Source organism: Pseudomonas sp. FP1762 (genome assembly GCF_030687105.1).
Taxonomy (GTDB): domain Bacteria; phylum Pseudomonadota; class Gammaproteobacteria; order Pseudomonadales; family Pseudomonadaceae; genus Aquipseudomonas; species Aquipseudomonas siliginis.
The window spans coordinates 161,500-181,123 of record NZ_CP117458.1 but is presented as its reverse complement, the minus strand read 5'-3'; the positions used below and the strand labels follow the sequence as shown (position 1 = coordinate 181,123).

Sequence of the window (19,624 nt, the reverse complement as noted above, 5' to 3'; positions counted from 1 at the left end):
TTGCAGGAGCGCTTGGCATGGGGCGCCCCTCCAACACTTCAAAGCATAGCAACGGCCTCAGGGTTTGCTGGCGCTCGAGGTGTTCGTTCGTCCGCTTTCCCAGCCACCGCCCAGGGCGAGGAACAAATCGATCTGGCTCATTGCGACCTGGGTGTTGGCGGCGGCCAGTTGCGCGGTGACATCGGTGTAGGTGCGGGTTGCTTGCAGGTCGGCGAGGAACGACTCGCGGCCGGCCTGGAAGAAGCGGTGCGTCTGCTCGGCGGCGAGCTTGGCCGACTGTTCGGCTTCGGCCAGCGCATCGCGGCGTTGCAGCAGCGCGCTGTACTGGGCCAGACCGGTCTGGGTCTCGCGGATGGCGTTGAGCACCACGCCGTCGAAATGCGCTAGCGCGCCTTGAGTGTTGGCCTCGGCTTCACGGATGCGCGCGCGGGCGCCGTTGGTTGGTACTTTCCAGCTCAACGACGGGCCGAAGCCCCAGCGGTTGGTCGACGGGTCGCCGAGGTCATCAATAATGCCGACGGTGCCGATGGTCGCGCCGATGCTGATGTCCGGGTACAGCTCGCCGGTGGCAATGCCGATGCCGGCGGTTGCCGCCGCGAGGCGCCGCTCGGCCTGACGAATATCCGGGCGGCGCTTGAGCAGCGCAGCGCCGTCACCGACCGGCACCAGTTGCGCGATCTTCGGCAACTCGGCGCAACTGGCTGTACCTGCCGGCAACTGCTCGACCGGTTTGGCCAGCAGCATCGACAGACGGAACAGCCCGGCCTGACGCGCCGCTTCATAACGCGGCAAGTCGGCGCGCAAGGATTTGAATTGGGTCTGCGAACGGGTGACCTGGGTCTCGTCACCACGCCCGGCGTCACGCAGACGCTGGATCAGCGTGGTGCTCTGCGATTGCAGATCGAGAGAGTGCTCGGCGATTTCCCGCTCTTCGTTGGCTGCGCAGACCTGGGTGTAAGCACGAACCACGTCCGCCACCAAGGTAATACGCGCAGTGTCGGCTGCGGCCTGAGTAGCATCGGCATTGGCTTTGGCCGCTTCGATACCGCGCTGCAAGGTGCCCCACAGGTCGAACTGATACGAAGCGCTGATGCCGATATCGGCGATGTTGGCCACCGGGACTTTTTCCGGCAGCAGGAACGCCTGACCGGATTCCTGCAGACGTTGGGCACCCATTTTCACCCCGCCGCTCCAGCCGCCAGCGGCCTCGGCTTCATCCACCTGAGCGCGCGCCCGCGACAGGTTCGCCGCCGCTACACGCAAATCGGTGTTGGAAGCCATGGCCTGCTGTACCAGTTGATCGAGGCGCGGGTCTTTATACAGCCGCCACCAGTCCGCCGGCACCGGCGCCGAGACCACCGGTTTGCCGGCGACTGCCAGCTCACCCTGAATATCCTTGCGCTGCACCGCCGCGTCGGCGGGCACCTGATAATCCGGGCCGACCATCTGACAGGCCGAGAGCATCACGCCCATCCCGGCGATCAACCAGGCCCTGCTCATGGCTGCGGCTCCTCATGCTGGTCGTCGATGATCGACACGGTGGCGGTACGCCCGGCAATCATGCGGAAGTCGGCCGGTACATCATCGAATGCGATGCGCACCGGAATCCGCTGCGCCAGGCGCACCCAACTGAACGCCGGGTTGACGTTGGGCAGCAGGTTGCTGCCGCTGGTGCGGTCGCGGTCTTCGATGCCGGCGACGATGCTTTCGACATGCCCGCGCAACCGCGCGCGGTCGCCGATCACGCGAATATCCACCGATTGCCCGACGTGAATGCCGTCGAGTTTGGTTTCTTCAAAATAGCCGTCGATGTGGAATGAATTGCTGTCGACCACCGATAACACCGGGCGCCCGGCGGTGACGAACTCCTGCGGACGCGGCGCGCGGTCGTTGACGTAACCGTCGACCGGGCTGCGGATCACCGAGCGATCGAGGTTGAGCTGTGCACTGTCGACCGCCACCAAGGCTTCGGCCAATGCCGACTGCGCACGGGCGACGCGCGACTGGCTTTCTTCCAGTTGTTCGGCCGGCACCAGGTTACCGAGGCCACGGTTACGCTTGGCTTCACGCTGCGCCTGGGCGAGGGTTTCTTCGCGATCGGCAACGGCGGCCTTGGCCTGGCGCAGAGCCAGTTTGAAGCGATCCTGGTCGATGCTGAACAGCACCTGACCGCGCTTGATCAACTGGTTGTCCTTTACCTCGACCTGCTGGATCAGCCCGGACACGTCCGGAGCGATCTGGATGATGTCGGCACGAATGTGGCCGTCGCGGGTCCACGGCGCGAACATGTAATACATCACCATGCGCCAGACGAGGACAACGGCAAAAGTCACGATCAGCAGGGTCAGAACCACGCGACCGATGGTCAGAAACGGTTTTTTCATGTCATCAGGTATCGACTGAGTGAGTCCACGCCGTACAGCAGCACGGCATAGAGCGCCACGTTGAACAATGCCCGGTGCCAGACCAGACGGTAAAAGTGCAGGCGTTGCAGCACGCCATGCACCAACAAAAACAGCACGTAAGTGATGCCCATCAGCACCAGCAGGGTCGGCAGGAAGATGCCGCTGATATCCAGATCACCGATCATAGGGGCGCTCCATCGGGCAGCGGTTCTTCGGGCTCGGCGCTGGAGACGAACTCGACGCCGGGCAGCAAGGTCAGACGCAGACCGCTCAAGGCGTGCAACAGGTGCAGACGGGTTTCATCGTCACCCTGGCCGTTGAGCGCACGGCGCGTGCGATCGAGGGTCATCAGCAGACCGCTCGGTGCCGGCAGGCGTTCGTCGGCTTTGAGGCAGGCGCGAAAATACTCGCCGACCTCGCCCACCACTTGTCGCAGCAGGGCGTTTGGCGCGCCGGTGACGCGCGGGGTGTAGGCAAGCAGATCGAGCATGTTCAGACCGACACGCACTTCACGCATGGCGATGCCGGTGTCCTGACCGGTCAGGGCCAGACGCGGCAGGTGCTGCATCAGCCGATCGAGCAACTGCACGCCCAACTGCCGATGCTCGACGAGGCTGGCCGGTTCGGTCATGCTGACGATGTCTTTCCAGCTGAATCGGGTCAGACGCTTGGCCGCCAGTTCGGCACCGAATGGCCGCGCTACCAGCGTCCAGATGAAGGCGAACAACAGCCCCAGCGGTCCAGCCAGATTGGAGTTGGCGAAGGCGAAAAAGTCCGCGTCGTAGGCACCCTGAATACTGATGAACGACGAGGTATTGACCAGCGTCAGCAGCATGCCGAGGTAGAAACGCGGCTGCACGGTCAGCGTACCGATGCAAATGAACGGCACGGCAAACGCCAGCACCAGCATCGGGAAATCGTGCAGGTTGGGTAGAATCAGAAACAGGTAAAGACTGGCGAACAGCACCGACATCCCGGTCCAGAAAAAGAACCGGTAAATCTGCGGCGCCGGGTCGTCCATCGAGGCAAAGAAGCTGCACGCCACCGCCGCCAGAATCACCGCGCTGCCACCGTCCGGCCAGCCGAGCAGGATCCACAGCACCGAAGCAACGATGATCGCCAGAATGGTCGAGGTCACCGAGTAGAGCATCAGCCCGCGATCGATGAACGGCGTCAACCGGCCCAGGCGCCAGTGCCGGTACACCGCGCGCCAGCTGTCCTGGCGCTCGCAAAGAATCGCATCCTGCAGGCTGCGGCAGTCCTGCCACAGATCGATGAATTCACCGAGGCGGTAAATCGCATTGGAGAACAGCAACTGTTTGCGCTCCTCCAGCGCTTCGGCGCTCGGTTGCAACGCGTCGAGTTGATCTCTCAGTGCTTGCCAGCGCTCGAGATTGGCGTCCGCGTGGTCCAGCCATTCCCGGGTCGCGGTCAGCAATGGCTGGAATTTTTCCACCAGTTCCGGGGTGCGGCGTTCGAGGGCGTACAGCGAATCCTCTAGGGCATCGATCACTGGCAACAGGTGAATCATCCGGCCGCGCAGTTCCTTGGTGTTACGCACGGTTTGTGGCCGCGCGCCTTCGTGGGGCAACTGGCCGATCATCAACTCGAGGCTGTTGAAATTGGCGACCATGGCCATGCGCAGCGCGGTGACCTCTTCCGGCTGCACATCGCGGCTGAGAAACTTCAGGCTGTAGCTCGTCGCATCGGCGAACCATTTGCTCACGGCATCATTGAACACCGGCGCCAGGCGTCGCGGCCAGAACATCGCACCGACCACCGCAGCGACGGCGATGCCAAGGAAAATCTCTTCGGTACGCGCCTCGGCCACGTCCCACACCGCCAGCGGATTATCGACCACCGGCAGGGCAATCAGCGGCAAGGTGTAACCGGCCAGCATCAGCGCATAGCTGTTGGCGGTGCGCAGATGCAGGGACATGAACAGCAGAATGCCGGTCCACAAAGCGATCACCACCACCAGCACGTACGGGCTCTGCACGAACATCGGCACGAACAGCACCGCCGCCGCTGCGCCGAGAAATGTACCGGCCGCGCGGTACAGCGCTTTGGAGCTGGTCGGGCCGAGAAACGGGCTGGAGACGATATACACCGTGGCCATCGCCCAATACGGACGCGGCATTTGCATGAGCAACGCGATGTACAGCGCAATCATCGACGCTGCAAAGGTACGAACCCCGTAAAACCAGTCACGGGCCGGCGGCATGCCAGTGAAAAAACCGTTCAAGAATTGACCACCACAGGCGAACTCGCCGCCTCAAAAGCCCTCAGTACCCGAAGCGTAGCTTCCAGATCACTGCGCTCGATGCCTTCCAGCACCTCATGACGCAAGCGCACCAGCTCAGCCTCCACCGCCTGCACCAGCTCGCGACCGGTATCGGTCAGGCTCAGGCACTTGGCCCGGCGATCCTGGGCATCTTCGGTGCGACAGACGTAACCGGCGTGGCACAGCTGATCGAGCAAACGCACCAGCGAAGGACTCTCCATCCCCGCAGCCTGGGCGACTTGCACCTGACGCACGCCCTCGCCCAAACGCCCGATCATCAACAAGGGCACGGCGCAGGCTTCGGAAATTCCATAGTTGACCAGCGTGGTCTGGCAGATCTTCCGCCAATGCCGGGCGGCCACCACCATGGCGCTGCTGATGTTCATCTGGAGACTGTCGAGGGAATCGGACACGGGATAACGGACACTGTTAGTTTGCTAACTATCAATATCGCATTGGAGGGGAATTTCAGTCAAGTTTTGAAACAAATCTCTCCGTTAGTCGCCCTATCTGACTCAAAGCTATCTCCTTCGATACTGACAAGGTATATATGTTGTCATCACCAAATTCAGGAGCCCAACATGTCAAAACAAGCCGTTTTCACAATGAAACTGGAGCCGGAACTGCGGGAGGAGTTCATGGCGGAAGCCGAAGCGGCACACCGGCCGGCGTCGCAAATCATGCGAGACATGATGCGTCAGTATGTTCAAACCCAGCGAGAGGCCCGCGAATATGAAGCGTTCCTGCAACGCAAGGTTGAAATCGCTCGGGAATCCGTACGTGCCGGAGACGGATTGAACAACGAAGACGTAGAAGCAGCGTTCGCGGCAAAGCGCAGGCAGGCAGAAGATCACCTATGAAAATCATATGGACGCCAGCCGCCGCACAGGATCGTGCAGACATTTGGGACTACTTGCAGGCCGCCAACCCAAGAGCGGCCATCGAAATGGATCTGCGCTTCAGCGAAGCGGTTCATCGCCTTTCCGACAATCCGTTGATTGGCCGTGCCGGCATCATTGCCGGTACGCGTGAGCTGATTCCGCATCCCAGTTACCGTCTTGTCTATCAAACGGAGAGAGATGCCGTCTGGATCATGGCGCTGGTGCATACGGCACGGACTTGGCCTCAGCCGAAGTAATCAGCCCGCCCCTTGCGCAACATCACATTCAACTGATCCACCACCTCCGCCCAATCCGCATCGTCGAGAATCTCCTCGCGCAGAAACTGCGCCTGACTTTCCGTCCAGAAAAACGCGTCAGCCAGATGCAATTCCGGTTTGAGCGGTGAATGGCTGGCGATGAATTGTTCGATGCCGGTCGGATCGTCATCGAGGCCGAGTTGTTTGAACAGGGCCGGCAGGCTGTGCTGCGGATTTTCCATGATGCAACTCCTCTGCAATTCAGGTCCGGCGTTGCGCCGTTTGCTGCAAGGGAGTTGATCATAGCTGGCGCTGCGGGTTCAGGGTCTGGCGACGTCAGGTGAGCCTGCGGCCAGTTGCGCTGCCGGATAGACCGATTGCCATCCGCCGCCCAACGCCTTGTACAAACCGACCATCGCCAGGGAAACGCCGGTCGAGCTTTCCACCCATTGCTCCTGCGTGGCGAGCAACGCGCTCTGCACGGTAAGGACGTTGACGAAATCGACCACGCCTTCGACGTATTGCTGTTGCGCGGTGCGCAGGGCGATCTGGTTCTGGCGCACGGCTTCGGCGAGGCTGTCGCGCCGGCGCTGGCTGGCGTTGTAGGCGGTCAGCTGGTCGTCGATTTCATGCCAGGCACGCAGCACAGTCTGCTGGTAGGCGATGGCCGCTTCTTGTTGCTGGGCTTCGCGCAGTTGCAGCATGCCGCGAAGGCGACCGCCGTCGAACAACGGCAAGCTGAATTGCGGGCCGATGGCAAAGGCACGCGAGCCCCATGAACCGAAATCGCTCAGCTGCATGGCCTGGGAACCGAGGTTGCCGGACAGGGTGATGCGCGGATAGAAATCGCCCTTGGCTACGCCGATGTTGGCGGTGGCGGCGTGCAGACGCGCTTCGGCCTGGCGGATATCGGGGCGGCGTTCGGCCAATTGCGACGGCAGGCCGATGGCGACTTGCAGTGGTGACTGCGGTACTGCCGCGTCTGTGGATAACGTTTGAGCGAGAGCTTGCGGTGGCTCGCCCATCAACAGACTGATCGCGTTGATCAGTTGCGCCTGACGCTGCTCGAGCGCCGGCAGCCGTGCCTCGATGGCGGCGACTTGCGCGGCGGCTTCGGCGACGTCCAGGTCGGTCGCCACGCCATCGGCCAGCCGCAGCTGCGAGAGTTTCAGGCTGTGGCGAGCGACGTCGAGGTTCTGCTCGGTGACGGCGCGGGTGTTCTGCACGCCGCGCAGCTGAATGTAGTTTTGCGCGGTGTCGGCGAGCACGGTCAGCAGTACGTCACGACGGTCGTTTTCTGCCACTTCGAGATTGGCATCAGCGGCTTCGGTTTCACGGCGCACGCGGCCCCAGAAGTCCAGTTCCCATGACGCCGAGAAGCCGGCATCCCACAGGTTGAAAGCCTCATCGCCGTTATTTCCCGATGGATCGTTCAAGCCTTTGCCACTGTTGCGTTTACGTGCGTAGCTGCCGGTGGCGGCGCTGTTCGGATAACGCTCGGCGGTGATCACCTGGCGCGCGGCGCGGCTTTGTTGCAGGCGGCTGCTGGCCAGTTGCAGGTCGAGGTTGCTGTTCAGCGCGCGCAGGGTGAGCGCAGACAGCTGCGGGTCCTGGAAGGTTTCCCACCAGCGTTCGTTCAAGGGTTCGCTGACGGCCTGGCTCGGGGCGGACCGCGCCGGTTTGGCCCAGTCGGCAGGTTGGGTGGCTTCGGGTTTCTGGAAGTCCGGGCCGACGGTACAAGCACTGAGGCTGACTGCAAGCAAGGCACTCAGGGTGAGCTGCTGCCTATGCCCCCATCGCTGGCAAGCCAGCTCCCACAAGGATTGTGCAGGTTGTGCAAAATGGTTCAGCCTGCCAATGACCCCTGTGGGAGCTGGCTTGCCAGCGATGAGGCCAACCGATTCAACACCGATCATCGTTGCGTCACCTCGCGCCCGGACGCCTTCGAGCTGGCGGTATCAATACTCGCCTCGACCGACATCCCCACCCGCAAGCGCTCGGCCAGTGGCTGGCCCGGTTCCAGCATGATCTTCACCGGAATCCGCTGCACAACCTTGGTGAAGTTGCCCGTCGCGTTGTCCGGTTTCACCGCCGCAAAGGTCACACCAGTTGCCGGCGCAATGCTCTCGACGCGGCCGGTCAGGGCTTCGCCGCCCAAGCTGTCGACCCGCACTTGCACATCCTGCCCCGGCTGCACGTCGGTCAACTGGGTTTCCTGAAAATTGGCGACCACATAAGCCTGCTGCAACGGCACCACCGCCAACAGTTTGCTGCCCGGGGTGACGTAGGCACCGACACGCACCGCGCGCTCGCCGATCATGCCGTCCTGCGGCGCGGTAATGCGCGTGTAAGAGAGGTTGAAACTGGCGATTTCCAGTGCCGCCTGCGCGTGTTTCAGATTGCCTTCAGCGGCGTTGCGCTGGGCAGTGAGGATTTCGACTTGTTTGCGTTCGGCCGCCAGTTTCGCCGTCGCAGTGTCAAGGCGCGCCGAGGCCTGATCGATGCGCGTGCGCGCCTGCTGCGCGTTCTGCACGGTGCCAGCGCCGACACCGGCGAGATGGTTGTAGCGGTTCAGTTCCTGCTGCGCAAAAGCCATTTGCGCTTTGGCCGAGACCACGGTGGCCTGCGCCTGAGCGATCAGCGACGCCTGCCGCTCAAGGGTCGCATTGGCGTTCTGCAATTGCGCCCGCGCGACCAGGGTTTGCGCGTCCGCCGCTTCCGCCGCTGCGCGCAAATCACGGTCATCGATCAGCGCCAACAATTGCCCGGCCTTGACCTGCTGGTTGTCTTCGACCAGCACCTGCTTGATGAACCCGGCCACGCGCGGCACCACCAGCGTGTAGTCGGCGGAGACGAAGGCGTCATTGGTGGTTTGCTCGGTGCGTTGGCCGAACAGCCCGGGCATCGCCAGGTACACCAGCACGCCCACCGCCAGCGCGGCAGCCACGGCCACCGCGAGTTTTTGCTTGGATTGAGTCATAAAAAACCTTCAGTTTCAGTACAGCGATCAGGTCGGCGCGCGCGGCGGATAAATCCGCGTCGGCAGCCAGAAAATCAGCAGGATCAACGCCACGGCGACGCCGGCCATGCACACGTAGAGATCGGCCGAAGTCAGCACCACCGCCTGCTCGTGCACGCGGTGAGCGAGGCCCGGATCGCTGTGATCGGCCAGCGGCGAATTGCCCAGGCTGTCGACCAACATGGTCGAATGGAAATGCAGGCGCGCGGTGGTCAGCGCTTCGATCACGCCGGTGGCGACCACTGCGGCGAGACCTTTGACGGTGTTGAACCACGCCGACGCGAACGGCCCTTCCATCGGCGTGATACTGCCGGTCGACAACATCAGCAGCGGCAACACCGCCATCGGCTGGCCGAAAATCTGCAGCCATTGCAGGACGTAAAAGTCATCGCGAATCCACGCCGAAGTCAGGTGTGAACCGCCGAGGCAGGACAGCGCGAGCATGCTCAGACCCATGCCGAGCACCCAGCGGCAATCGACCCAGCGCAAGTTGCATAGCGCCGCCACCAATGGCAGCGCAATCAGCTGCGGCAGCGCGGCAATGAGCATGATCGGCGCGGTTTGCGCCGGACGATAACCCTGCACCTGGGCCAGATAACTCGACGGAATCAACACCACCGCCAGCAGCACGATCAGCACCCCGGCGAGGGTGATCAGGGCGAACAGCAGGTTGCGGATGCCGAGCATCTGCAGCTTGAAAAACGGAATCGGCTGCGACCACTCATTGATCATAAAAGCCACCAGCAGCAGCGAACCGGCACCGAGTAATTCACAGATCAGATTCGACTCGAACCAGTCCAGCCGATTGCCCTGCAACAGACCGATGACCAACATGCAGATCGCTGGAAAGCCCAGCAGCAGGCCTTTCCAGTTGAATGACTTGAGCCGCTCCAGCCGCAGCGGATCCTGCGGCAAGCCGTAGGCCACGGCAGCCATGGCGATCAGGCACGGCACGATGATCTGCCAGAAGGTCCATTGCCAGCCGACGTATTCGGTCCACAGCCCGGCCAACGGCGTGCCGAGTCCCGGGCCGAAAGTCGCGGTCAGTGCGTAGCCGGCCAGTCCGTAAAGTTTGATGTTCGCCGGGAGAAAGCGCAGCGCGACGGTCATCAGCATCGGCGGCAATGCACCGCCGGCGAGACCTTGGAGGATGCGCATCAGCAGCAGACTTTCGTAGTTCGGGGCGAACGGGCACAGCACGCCGAGCACGGTAAACAGACCGATGACGCAGAGGGTGAAGCGACGCAGCGAGAAGGTCACCGAGCACCACGGCGCAAAGGCCATGGCCGCGACCGACGTGGCGGTATAGCTGGCGACCAGCCAGGTGCCTTCGTCGTAGCCGATGTGCAGCGCGCCGCGAATATCGGCGAGTGCGACTTTGGTGACCATCTCGTTGAGGCCCGAGACCAGCACGGCCAACAGCACGCCGACCAGACCAATGATGATCCGCGCCCCGAACACCGGTGGCGCAGCCGCCGTCGCCGGGCTGGTCGCGGCGAGAGGCGCCGAGACCGTCAGGAATGTCATGAATGAAAAGCTCCGGGGGTGAAATACCGGAGCATTTTAGTGGGGCTTGATGCTGACGAAAATTGACTTATTGGCAGGTTATAAGTGCATCAGACACAACGGTGAATGCCTATGTGGGAGCGAGCCTGCTCGCGAAAGCGGAGGACCAGCCGCCATTGAGGTGACTGACTCGACGCCTTCGCGAGCAGGCTCGCTCCCACAGGGATTCGATGGTGCCTGATGATTTACGGCTGTGCCGCCAGCCACGTTTCATCGCAGCAGGTCTTGAGGGTTTCGCGCAGCCAGCGGTGGGCCGGGTCCTTGTCGAAGCGCGGGTGCCAGGCTTGGGTCAGCATCAGCATTGGCAGCGGAATCGGCAGGTCGAATGAACGCAGTTTCAGGCCCAGCCGCCGCACGCTGAGCAGGGCTTCTTTAGGCACCGGCAGGATCAGGTCGGAGTCGGGCAGGGCAAACATCGCCGCATGGAAACTCGGCGCGATCACCGCCACTCGACGCTCCAGCCCCAACGCATTCAACGCCGTGTCGATCGGGCCGCGAGCGATGCCACGGCGCGACATGCTGATGTGGGAAAAACCGGCGTAGCGCTCAGCGGTGATTTCGCCATCGAGCAACGGATGATTTTCGCGCACCAGGCCGACGAAATGCGTGGAGAACAGGTTCTGCACTTTCACTTCCGGCGTAAGCGGACGGGTGTTGCTGACGCTCAGATCAATGCGCCCTTCGCGCAGTGCCTCATCGTCGCCGTCGCCTTCCGGGACGAAGCGTAATTCGCAATGCGGGGCGAGTTGGTCGAGGGTGTCGAACAGCTTGCCGCCGTAAACGCCGACGAAGAAATCATTGGCGCGAATGCTGAAGCGCCGGCGCAAGGTGCCCAGCTCGACGCTGTCGGCGGAGCGGAACAGCAGCGCCGCCTGCTCGACCACGTCGCGCACCTGTTCGCGCAGTTCGAGGGCTTTGGGGGTCGGCACCAGGCCACGCCCGGCGCGCACCAGAATCGGATCGCCGATGGCTTCGCGAATCCGCGTCAGCGTGCGGCTCATGGCCGCCGGGCTGAGGTTCATCCGCCGCGCCGCGCCGACCACACTGCCCTCGTCGAGCAAGGCATCGAGGGCGACCAGAAGGTTCATGTCCGGGAGTTGCATGCTGAGCACTCTTGGCTGATCTGGATTGATCCGGGCGCAATGCTAGCAAACATCCCTAAAGAGTGACGATGCCAGCGCTGGCCTCTTCGCGAGCAGGCTCGCTCCCACCTTGGAATGCGTTCTCATGTGGGAGCGAGCCTGCTCGCGAAGAGGCCGGCCCAGCCAACGAAGACCTCAGCGCTGCATACCCCAGCGCTTGACCGTCACCCGCTCAAGGGTGGCAAACACCAGATTCTCCACCAACAGGCCAATCAGGATCACCACCGCCAACCCGGCAAACACCTTGTCGGTGTACAGCTCATTGCGATTCTGGAAGATGTACCAGCCCAGCCCGCCCTTGCCGCTGGTCGCGCCAAACACCAATTCGGCCGCGATCAACGTACGCCAGGCAAACGCCCAGCCAATCTTCAAACCGGCGAGAATCGACGGGAGTGCCGCCGGGATCAGGATGAACAACACAAGGCGCAAACCCTTGAGGCCATAGTTGCGCCCGGCCATGCGCAGCGTCTCGGACACACCGAGAAATCCGGCATAGGTGTTCAGCGCCAACGCCCACAACACTGAATGCACCAGCACGAAAATCAGACTGTTCTGCCCCAAGCCGAACCAGAGCAGCGCCAGCGGCAGCAGGGCAATCGCCGGCAACGGATTGAACATCGAAGTCATGGTGCTGAGCAGATCACGTCCCAACTGGGTCGAGACCGCCAGTGTCGTCAGGGCGAACGCGAGGACGATGCCGATCAGGTAGCCCTTGATCAGCACCACCAGCGAGATCCAGACCTTGGCCAGCAGCTCGCCACTGAGCAGCCCGTCGAACAGGGCCTGCGCGGTTTGCAGAAAACTCGGCAGCATCAGGTCATTGTTCTGAATCCGCGCGACCACCTCCCAGATGATCGCCAGCACGATCAGGATCAGGCTTTTGCGCAGCCAGCCCTGTTGCCACAGGCGTGTGCCGAGCGGCAATTCGCGCTCGACCGGCACTGCGGTCAGCGGCTCGAGCACGGTTTCGAATTCTTCACGCACGGATGATGAATGGCTCATCGGGTAGTCCTCCTGGCCGCTCAATAGGCGATGCGAATGTCGTTGAAGTCGTGCTCACGCTCGGTCTCCGGCGCTTGGCCCTCATCGAACAGCAGACGATGAATGTGCCGCGCCGACTCCTGAAACGCCACGCCGCCGAGGCTGTGCAGATCGTATTGATGGCTGTGCACTTCGGCGCGCACCCGGCCTGGATGCGGTGACAGCAAGAGGATGCGATTGCCCACCACCAATGCTTCTTCAATCGAATGGGTGACGAACAACAAGGTGAAGCGCACCTCTTCCCAGAGCAGCAGCAACTCTTCCTGCATCTTGCGGCGGGTCAACGCATCGAGTGCAGCGAAGGGTTCGTCCATCAAAAGAATTTTCGGTTGCATGGCCAACGCCCGGGCGATCGCTACCCGCGCTTTCATGCCGCCGGACAAGGTGTGTGGATAGGCGTCGGCAAACGCCGCCAGGCCGACCTTTTCCAGATAGTGCAGCGCGCGTTCTTCGGCGTCTTTCTTGCTCAAGGTGCGCGAGGCCAGCAGCGGGAACATCACGTTCTGCTTAACGGTTTTCCACGGCGGCAACTGGTCGAATTCCTGAAACACCACAATGCGGTCCGGCCCCGGCGCATCGACGCGCTGGCCTTGCAGGCGGATCTCGCCTTCGCAGGGCTGGATGAATCCGGCGACCGCTTTGAGCAAGGTCGATTTACCGCAACCGGACGGGCCGAGCAGGACGAACCGATCAGCCGGGTCGACGGCGAAACTGACTTGATGGGTAGCGCGCACCACTCGCTGCGGCGTGCGGTATTCGAGGCTGACGTGATCGACGGCCAGCAACGCTTCGCTGTGGGCGATCGGGTTGCTGACCGCGCGGCCTGGCAAAGGGGCGTTCATGATCGATCTCCGGCAAATCAGAAAGGCGCGTCGCCCTGGATGGTCGTGCGATACAGCTTGCGGCGCAGGTGCGCAGGACAGCCGGCGGCGAGATGGATCAGCGAGCGGTTGTCCCAGAACACCAGATCATGCGGCTCCCACTGATGGCGGTAGATGTTTTGCGGCAGCACGCTGTGGGCGAAGAGTTCGCCGAGCAGCTGACGACTTTCGTCTTCCGGCAGACCGACGATGCGCGTGGTGAAGCCTTCGCTGACGAACAAGGCTTTGCGGCCGTTTTCCGGATGGGTGCGCACCACTGGGTGCACCACTTCGGCGACTTGGGCCAGTTGTTCCGGGGTCAGGGTCGGGCGCCAGTTACCTTCGAACTTGGTTTCGCTGTAGCGCGCGGTATAGGAATGCGCAGCGGAACGTCCTTCGACCGCAGTGCGCAAGGCAGCGGGCAAGTCGTCCCAGGCTTTGTGCATGTCGGCGAACAGCGTGTCGCCGCCCTCGGCGGGCAGCTCTTGGGCGTGCAGCATCGAGCCGAGACTTGGCAGCTCTTTATAGGAGAGATCGGAATGCCAGAACTTGCCGGCGTCACCGAGACCGATGTTCTGGCCGTTCTCGATAATGTTGGAAACGATGAGGATTTCCGGGTGATTGGCCAGCAGGAACTGCTTGAGCACATGGATCTGCAACACGCCGAAACGGCGGCTGAAATCGATTTGCTGTTGCGGGGTAATCTGCTGATCGCGGAAGACCACGACGTGGAAATCCAGGTGCGCGCGGTGAATCCGCGCGAAGTCCTGATCATTGACCGGCCGGCGCAGGTCGAGGCCAACGATCTCGGCGCCGACGGCACCGCTGAAGGGGCGAATTTCGAAGATTTGCGGCGCGACAGTTGCGGCGCTTTCGGTGGCAGTAGCGGCGGACATCAATCATCTCCCACGCACGGCGCGCTCACGGACGCGCTCGTCGATCAGACACTCACGCTGGATTGCGTGTCGGTTCAGGTCGTGCGGCGCGCCGATTGGTCGGCAGGTACGCAGGTTAGTGACTTTATAGCTATAAGAATTGGAAATTAAATACCGTTAGAGAATAACGATATGGCGATTGGTGAGGGGGTGGAGTGACGATTTGTGTCACTTACCGACAGGTATATGCCGCTCTAAAGGACGCCATCGCGGGCAAGCCCGCTCCCACAGGGGTTCTCAGCTGACTCCGAAAATGCGCTCAATACAAAAACCTGTGGGAGCTGGCTTGCCAGCGATGAGGCCAGCAAGGCCACTGGGGATCAACGCTCGTGCAACGCCTCAGCCCGCGCCCGAATGATCGGCTTGAGCAAATAGCTCAACACCGACTTCTTGCCAGTGATGATATCCACCGAAGCGACCATCCCGGGAATGATCAGCAAAGGCTTTTCATCCGTGCCCAAGTGGCTGCGCTCGGTACGCACCTTGATCACGTAATAAGTGGTTTTCTTGTCTTCGTCGGTGATGGTATCCGCACCGATCTGCTCCAGCTGTGCCTTCAGGCCGCCGTAAATCGTGTAGTCATAGGCGGTGAATTTGACGATCGCTTCCTGACCCGGATGCAGGAACGCGATGTCCTGCGGGCGGATCTTGGCTTCGACCAGCAGGGTGTCGTCCAGCGGCACGATTTCGACCATGTCGCTGCCCGGCTGGATCACACCGCCGATAGTGTTGACCAGCAACTTGTTGACGATGCCCCGCACGGGTGAGGTAACCAGCGTACGGCTGACGCGGTCTTCCAGCGCCTTGCCGGTGGCCTGGGCCTTGTTCAGATCGGTGCGCGCTTCGTTGAGTTGGGTCAGCGCTTCGCTGCGGAATTTGCCGCGGGTTTCGTCGATCTTGCGCTGCACTTCCTTGATCGCCGATTCCGCGCGGGGGATGGCCAGCGTGGTCGCATCGAGCTGGCCACGGGTTTCCACTTCGGCACGCTTGAGGCGCAACACTTCCACCGGCGAGACCGCGCCCTGCGCCACCAGCGGCTCGGACATGTTGATTTCCTGACGCTGCAAGCCGAGTTGCTGACGGTACTGCGCCTGCTTGGAGCTGAACTCACGCAGCTCCTGCTGACGCTGGATCAACTGCTCCTGCAAGCCGCCGATTTCATCGTGTAATTGCTGACGGCGGCTGATGTACAGCGACTCTTCGCTTTTCGCCTGACCCGGCACGGCTTTGAGTACGTCCTCGGGGAAGTTCAGCGGACGATCCTCGACTTCCGCGCTCAGACGCTCGACCCGCAGCAGCATCGACAGGCGATCAGCCTCGGTTTCGCCGACGTTGGAGGCAAAACGCGTGTCGTCGAGACGAATCAGCGGCGCGCCGGCCTCGACGATCTGGCCTTCCTTGACGAACAGCTCGGAGACGATACCGCCCTCCAGGTTCTGGATTTTCTGGATCTTCGACGACGGAATCGCCTTGCCGTCGCCCTTGGTCACTTCGTCGATTACGGCGAAGTTGGCCCAGAGCATGAGGAACACGAAGAAGCCGATGATCGCCCAGATGGTCAGGCGCACGACGCGCGGGGCGTCTTCGATCAGCGCCTTGTTGACCTCTGGCAGCGGCTGGCCCTGCAGCGAGGCAGAGCCCTTGAAGTAGCGACGGATCGACTCCTTGACACCGGACTTAAGCAACACTGATCTGCCCCTTCTTCAACGCTTCCATCACGGCGGCTTTCGGGCCGTCGGCGAGAATCTGCCCGCGATCGATCACCAGCAGGCGATCGACCAGCGACAACAGCGATGCCCGGTGCGTGACCAGCACCACGGTCTTGTTTTCAATCACTGCTGCGAGGCGTTGCTTGAGGCGTTCTTCGCCGGTGTTGTCCATCGCACTGGTTGGCTCATCCATCAGCAGAATCGGCGGATTGAGCAACAGCGCCCGGGCCAGGGCGACGTTTTGCCGCTGGCCGCCGGAAAGGTTCTGCCCGCGCTCGCCGACTTGCAGTTCGTAGCCTTGCGGGTGCAGACGGGCGAATTCGTGGACGCCGGCCAGTTCGGCGGCTTGCAGCACCAGCTCGTCTTCGACGTAACGCGCGCCGGACACCAGGTTGTCACGCAGGGTGCCGGACAGCAGCTGGATGTCCTGCGGTACGTAGCCGATGTTGTAGCGCAGTTCGCTGACGTCGATCTGGCGGATGTCCACGCCGTCGACCAGCAAGGCACCGTCGTCCGGTTGGTACAGGCCCACCAGCAGTTTCGCCAGCGAACTCTTGCCCGAGCCGCTGCGGCCGATGATGCCGATCTTCTCGCCGGGACGGATGACCAGGTTGATGTTCTTCAGCGCAGGGTTCTGCTGGTCCGGGTAGGTGAAGCTGAGCTGACGGCATTCGATCGCACCCTGCAAAACCTTGCGGCTCAGCGGGCGCTCTTCGAAATTGCGCTCCTGCGGCAGCTCCATCATCTGGTCGACCGAAGTCATGGTCACCCGCGCCTGTTGATAGCGCGTGAGCAGGCCGGACAGCGACGCCAGCGGGCTCAGCGCACGACCACTGAGCATGTAGCAGGCAATCAGCCCGCCCATGCTCAGGTTGCCGGCGATGATCTGGTACACGCCGAAGACGATCATGATCACCCCGGCCAGTTGCTGGATCAGCAAGGTGATGTTCATCGCCAGACCGGAGAGCATTTTCACTCGCAGCTCTAGGCGGCTGAGGGTGCCGATGGTCTGCTCCCACTGATACTGGCGCTCGCTTTCGGCGTTGTTGACCTTGACCGCGTCCAGACCGGCGAGGGTTTCGATCAGGCTCGACTGGCGCTCGGCGCCCAGCGCCATGGTCCGTTCCATGGTCGCGATCAACGGCTTCTGCAAGGCGTAGCCGATCAGCAGGGCAATCGGGAAAGCCAGCACCGGAATCCACACCAGATGCCCGCCGAGAATGGCGATGACGATGAAAATCAGGATGGTGAACGGCAGGTCGATCAGGCTGGTCAGGGTCAGCGACGCGAGAAAGTCGCGCAGGCTCTGAAACTCATGGATGTTCTGGGCAAAGCTGCCGACCCGCGCCGGGCGGTATTTCATCGCCATGCCGACAATGCGCTCGAACAGCGTGGCGGAGATGATCAGGTCGGTTTTCTTCCCGGCCAGATCCAGGCACAGGCTGCGCAGGCTCTTGAGGATCAAGTCGAAGATGTAAGCGCCGGTGATGCCCAGCGCCAGCACCCAAAGGGTTGCTTCGGCCTGGTTCGGCACTACGCGGTCGTAGACGTTCATCACGAACAGCGGCGCGGCCATGGCGATGATGTTGATCAGAAAACTGGCGGCGATCGCATCGGCATACAGCCAGCGCGAACGCTTGAGGGTGTCGCGAAACCAGGAGCGTGCACGCGGGATCAGCGTGCCGTGATTGACGTCGAATTTGTGCTGCGGCTGGGCGAAGAACACTTTGCCGGTGTAATCGTCGCTCAGCAGTTCGCGGCTGACCACCGATTCGCCGCCATCGCTTTCGCTGAGCAGCACTCGTGCTTCATTGTCGCCCTGCCAGCCGAGCAGAACGGCGCTGCGGCCATCCTTGAGCAGCAACAGCGCGGGCATGGCGATCGCCGGAATTTCTTCGAGTTTGCGCTGCAACACCCGCCCCTGCAGCCCGGCGCGAGCCGCTGCGCGCGGCAGCAACTCGACACTCAAACGTTGTTTGGGCAGCGGCAGGCCGGTGGTCAGCATCGCCGCGCTGGCAGGCTTCTGGTGCAGCATGCACAGGGCGAGCAGACCATCCAGCAACGGATCGTCATGCAACGCGCGTGGATCATGGCTGAGTTGAACTCGACTGACTTCTGATTCCACGCTCGACACTCTTTAACAGTTGAAAGGGATAACTCAGTTCATCCCAGGCAGCTGGACCTTGGGCTTCACGTCGTTCTGCACAACGGATGCCAACGGCGCGACCACTCCCTGGCTTTTGAGCAATTGGCCCATGGTCGCCTTGATTCGGTACTGAGTAAATAACTGAATGTTCTTGATTTCCGCCAGACGCCGCGAGGCGGTGAACAGCTCGTTCTCGCTGTCGAGCAAGTCCAGCAGGGTGCGTTCGCCGAGGCTGAATTGACGCTGGTAGGCGGTACGCACCGAGGTGCTGCGATCGACGTACTGCTGAGCGATCGGCACTTGGGCGTTGGCATTGTTCAGCGCGTTCCAGGCGAGGCCGAGCTCTTCATTCAACTGACGCAGGGCGTTGTTGCGGATGTCCAGCGCCTGGTTGGCCAGGTACGACTTGGATTCCAGATCGGCCTTGTTGCTGCCGCCGGAATACAGGTTAAAACGCATGCGCAGCATGGCCTGCCATTCGTTGTTGTGGCCGTTCTGACCATCGAGATCGTTGTCGGCGGAGCGGCCCAGTTCGGCGTCGAAACGCGGGTAGAAGGTCGATTTGGCGGTGGCGAACTGCTTCTCGGCAGCGGCGATGTCCGACTCGGCGGAACGCAGGATCGGGCTGTTTTCCAGCATTTGCGCGCGGGCTTCATTGAGGTTGGCCGGCATCATCGCCATGAACGGCGCCGGGCGCTCGAGCTGGTCGGGCATCTGGCCGACGGCGCTGAGGAAGTTGGTTTCCGCGTCGGCGAGGTTGGTCTGTTCGGTGATCAGGTTGTTGCGGGCCTGGGCCATACGCGCTTCGGCCTGATCGAGGTCGGCACCGCTGCCGACGCCGCGCTGGGTGCGCAACTGGATCTGGTCGTAGATGCGCTGGTGGCTCTTGAGGTTCTCCTCGGCCAGACGCACGAATTCGCGACGGGTCAGCACGTCCAGATACACCTGGGCGACGGTCAGTGCAGTACGCTCGGAAGTGCCCAGCAGCGAGTAAGCACGGGAGCTGACGTTGGCTTGTTGACGCGCAACTTCGTTGGACGTCGCGAAACCGTCAAAAACCATTTGCGAGAGACGTAAACTTGACTCGCTGCGGTTCAACGTCTCCCAGTGATTGCTTCCACCGTTCGCTCGCGTGGTCACACTGTCAGTGCCTTCACGGCCATAACCGCCCAGCAGATCGACCTTGGGCAGGTATCCCCCTTTCGCAGCCTTTAACTGATAATCCGCCGCCAATCGACTGTTGACCCCCGCCTGAATCTCCGGATGGACATCCAGCGCCTGTTGAATGGCTTCTGGTAAGGATTGTGCTTGTACAAAAGAGGCGGCGAGAGCGAAGGGAGCGGCAAGGAGCAAAAGCGAACGCATGGTTGGAATTTTCC

18 protein-coding genes are annotated in these 19,624 nt (G+C 61.9%); 2 read left to right on the top strand and 16 right to left on the bottom strand.

Annotated elements, in window-relative coordinates:
- Positions 1 to 57: 57 nt before the first annotated feature.
- The 5 genes from PSH90_RS00765 to PSH90_RS00745 are packed head-to-tail and all read right to left on the bottom strand — an operon-like array spanning position 58 to position 5,075.
- Positions 58 to 1,500: an efflux transporter outer membrane subunit gene (locus PSH90_RS00765; protein WP_305381943.1), complete on the bottom strand. Its 1,443-nt coding sequence runs from the start codon at positions 1,498 to 1,500 to the stop codon at positions 58 to 60.
- Positions 1,497 to 2,384 (bottom strand): HlyD family secretion protein, encoded by an 888-nt coding sequence (locus tag PSH90_RS00760; RefSeq protein WP_056786955.1) that lies wholly within the window; start codon positions 2,382 to 2,384, stop codon positions 1,497 to 1,499. Before PSH90_RS00760 ends, PSH90_RS00765 begins: the two co-directional genes overlap by 4 nt.
- A complete protein-coding gene (locus PSH90_RS00755; RefSeq protein ID WP_016772264.1) occupies positions 2,381 to 2,590 on the bottom strand; it encodes a DUF1656 domain-containing protein in 210 nt (69 codons plus the stop codon). Before PSH90_RS00755 ends, PSH90_RS00760 begins: the two co-directional genes overlap by 4 nt.
- Positions 2,587 to 4,650, bottom strand: a complete 2,064-nt coding sequence (locus PSH90_RS00750) for an FUSC family protein (protein WP_305381941.1) — start codon at positions 4,648 to 4,650, stop codon at positions 2,587 to 2,589. Before PSH90_RS00750 ends, PSH90_RS00755 begins: the two co-directional genes overlap by 4 nt.
- Positions 4,647 to 5,075, bottom strand: coding sequence for a MarR family winged helix-turn-helix transcriptional regulator (locus PSH90_RS00745; protein WP_016772266.1), 429 nt, complete (start codon positions 5,073 to 5,075; stop codon positions 4,647 to 4,649). Before PSH90_RS00745 ends, PSH90_RS00750 begins: the two co-directional genes overlap by 4 nt.
- A gap of 195 nt (positions 5,076 to 5,270) precedes the next feature.
- On the opposite strand from PSH90_RS00745, the gene PSH90_RS00740 reads away from it, so the two are divergent.
- Both PSH90_RS00740 and PSH90_RS00735 read left to right on the top strand, forming a co-directional pair.
- Positions 5,271 to 5,549 (top strand): hypothetical protein, encoded by a 279-nt coding sequence (locus PSH90_RS00740; RefSeq protein ID WP_016772267.1) that lies wholly within the window; start codon positions 5,271 to 5,273, stop codon positions 5,547 to 5,549.
- On the top strand, positions 5,546 to 5,827 hold the full coding sequence (locus tag PSH90_RS00735) for a type II toxin-antitoxin system RelE/ParE family toxin (RefSeq protein WP_016772268.1): 282 nt from the start codon (positions 5,546 to 5,548) through the stop codon (positions 5,825 to 5,827). Before PSH90_RS00740 ends, PSH90_RS00735 begins: the two co-directional genes overlap by 4 nt.
- Here PSH90_RS00735 and PSH90_RS00730 read toward each other — a convergent pair.
- The 11 genes from PSH90_RS00730 to PSH90_RS00680 form a co-directional block, all read right to left on the bottom strand.
- The gene (locus PSH90_RS00730) at positions 5,815 to 6,069 is read right to left on the bottom strand and encodes a DUF2789 domain-containing protein (protein WP_056786950.1); all 255 of its coding nucleotides are present in this window, start codon (positions 6,067 to 6,069) and stop codon (positions 5,815 to 5,817) included. The genes PSH90_RS00735 and PSH90_RS00730 overlap by 13 nt on opposite strands.
- A 78-nt stretch (positions 6,070 to 6,147) precedes the next feature.
- Positions 6,148 to 7,743, bottom strand: coding sequence for an efflux transporter outer membrane subunit (locus PSH90_RS00725; RefSeq protein WP_305381939.1), 1,596 nt, complete (start codon positions 7,741 to 7,743; stop codon positions 6,148 to 6,150).
- Entirely contained in the window at positions 7,740 to 8,807 is a 1,068-nt protein-coding gene (locus tag PSH90_RS00720) for an HlyD family secretion protein (RefSeq protein ID WP_150637840.1), read from the bottom strand. Before PSH90_RS00720 ends, PSH90_RS00725 begins: the two co-directional genes overlap by 4 nt.
- A gap of 27 nt (positions 8,808 to 8,834) precedes the next feature.
- Complete coding sequence (locus PSH90_RS00715; RefSeq protein ID WP_305381938.1) at positions 8,835 to 10,373, bottom strand: MFS transporter; 1,539 nt, start codon at positions 10,371 to 10,373, stop codon at positions 8,835 to 8,837.
- 224 nt (positions 10,374 to 10,597) lie between these two features.
- A complete protein-coding gene (locus PSH90_RS00710) occupies positions 10,598 to 11,515 on the bottom strand; it encodes a LysR family transcriptional regulator (RefSeq protein WP_016772273.1) in 918 nt (305 codons plus the stop codon).
- A 174-nt stretch (positions 11,516 to 11,689) separates the two neighbouring features.
- Positions 11,690 to 12,556, bottom strand: a complete 867-nt coding sequence (locus PSH90_RS00705; protein ID WP_041477414.1) for an ABC transporter permease — start codon at positions 12,554 to 12,556, stop codon at positions 11,690 to 11,692.
- Between the two features lie 20 nt (positions 12,557 to 12,576).
- Complete coding sequence (locus PSH90_RS00700) at positions 12,577 to 13,437, bottom strand: ABC transporter ATP-binding protein (protein WP_305381936.1); 861 nt, start codon at positions 13,435 to 13,437, stop codon at positions 12,577 to 12,579.
- Positions 13,438 to 13,454: 17 nt separating this feature from the next.
- A complete protein-coding gene (locus tag PSH90_RS00695; protein ID WP_236168266.1) occupies positions 13,455 to 14,351 on the bottom strand; it encodes a TauD/TfdA family dioxygenase in 897 nt (298 codons plus the stop codon).
- A 359-nt stretch (positions 14,352 to 14,710) separates the two neighbouring features.
- The gene (locus tag PSH90_RS00690; RefSeq protein ID WP_056786928.1) at positions 14,711 to 16,078 is read right to left on the bottom strand and encodes an HlyD family type I secretion periplasmic adaptor subunit; all 1,368 of its coding nucleotides are present in this window, start codon (positions 16,076 to 16,078) and stop codon (positions 14,711 to 14,713) included.
- Entirely contained in the window at positions 16,068 to 18,224 is a 2,157-nt protein-coding gene (locus PSH90_RS00685; protein ID WP_051600365.1) for a type I secretion system permease/ATPase, read from the bottom strand. Before PSH90_RS00685 ends, PSH90_RS00690 begins: the two co-directional genes overlap by 11 nt.
- A gap of 33 nt (positions 18,225 to 18,257) precedes the next feature.
- The gene (locus PSH90_RS00680; RefSeq protein ID WP_305381935.1) at positions 18,258 to 19,610 is read right to left on the bottom strand and encodes a TolC family outer membrane protein; all 1,353 of its coding nucleotides are present in this window, start codon (positions 19,608 to 19,610) and stop codon (positions 18,258 to 18,260) included.
- Between the last annotated feature and the right edge of the window lie 14 nt (positions 19,611 to 19,624).

Excerpts from the sequence above, each read along its gene's own strand:
- PSH90_RS00765 (WP_305381943.1), bottom strand. The coding sequence starts at position 1,500 with ATGAGCAGGGCCTGGTTGATCGCCGGGATGGGCGTGATGCTCTCGGCC.
- PSH90_RS00760 (WP_056786955.1), bottom strand. The coding sequence starts at position 2,384 with ATGAAAAAACCGTTTCTGACCATCGGTCGCGTGGTTCTGACCCTGCTG.
- PSH90_RS00755 (WP_016772264.1), bottom strand. The coding sequence starts at position 2,590 with ATGATCGGTGATCTGGATATCAGCGGCATCTTCCTGCCGACCCTGCTG.
- PSH90_RS00745 (WP_016772266.1), bottom strand. The coding sequence starts at position 5,075 with ATGAACATCAGCAGCGCCATGGTGGTGGCCGCCCGGCATTGGCGGAAG.
- PSH90_RS00740 (WP_016772267.1), top strand. The coding sequence starts at position 5,271 with ATGTCAAAACAAGCCGTTTTCACAATGAAACTGGAGCCGGAACTGCGG.
- PSH90_RS00735 (WP_016772268.1), top strand. The coding sequence starts at position 5,546 with ATGAAAATCATATGGACGCCAGCCGCCGCACAGGATCGTGCAGACATT.
- PSH90_RS00730 (WP_056786950.1), bottom strand. The coding sequence starts at position 6,069 with ATGGAAAATCCGCAGCACAGCCTGCCGGCCCTGTTCAAACAACTCGGC.
- PSH90_RS00725 (WP_305381939.1), bottom strand. The coding sequence starts at position 7,743 with ATGATCGGTGTTGAATCGGTTGGCCTCATCGCTGGCAAGCCAGCTCCC.
- PSH90_RS00720 (WP_150637840.1), bottom strand. The coding sequence starts at position 8,807 with ATGACTCAATCCAAGCAAAAACTCGCGGTGGCCGTGGCTGCCGCGCTG.
- PSH90_RS00715 (WP_305381938.1), bottom strand. The coding sequence starts at position 10,373 with ATGACATTCCTGACGGTCTCGGCGCCTCTCGCCGCGACCAGCCCGGCG.
- PSH90_RS00710 (WP_016772273.1), bottom strand. The coding sequence starts at position 11,515 with ATGCAACTCCCGGACATGAACCTTCTGGTCGCCCTCGATGCCTTGCTC.
- PSH90_RS00705 (WP_041477414.1), bottom strand. The coding sequence starts at position 12,556 with ATGAGCCATTCATCATCCGTGCGTGAAGAATTCGAAACCGTGCTCGAG.
- PSH90_RS00700 (WP_305381936.1), bottom strand. The coding sequence starts at position 13,437 with ATGAACGCCCCTTTGCCAGGCCGCGCGGTCAGCAACCCGATCGCCCAC.
- PSH90_RS00695 (WP_236168266.1), bottom strand. The coding sequence starts at position 14,351 with ATGTCCGCCGCTACTGCCACCGAAAGCGCCGCAACTGTCGCGCCGCAA.
- PSH90_RS00680 (WP_305381935.1), bottom strand. The coding sequence starts at position 19,610 with ATGCGTTCGCTTTTGCTCCTTGCCGCTCCCTTCGCTCTCGCCGCCTCT.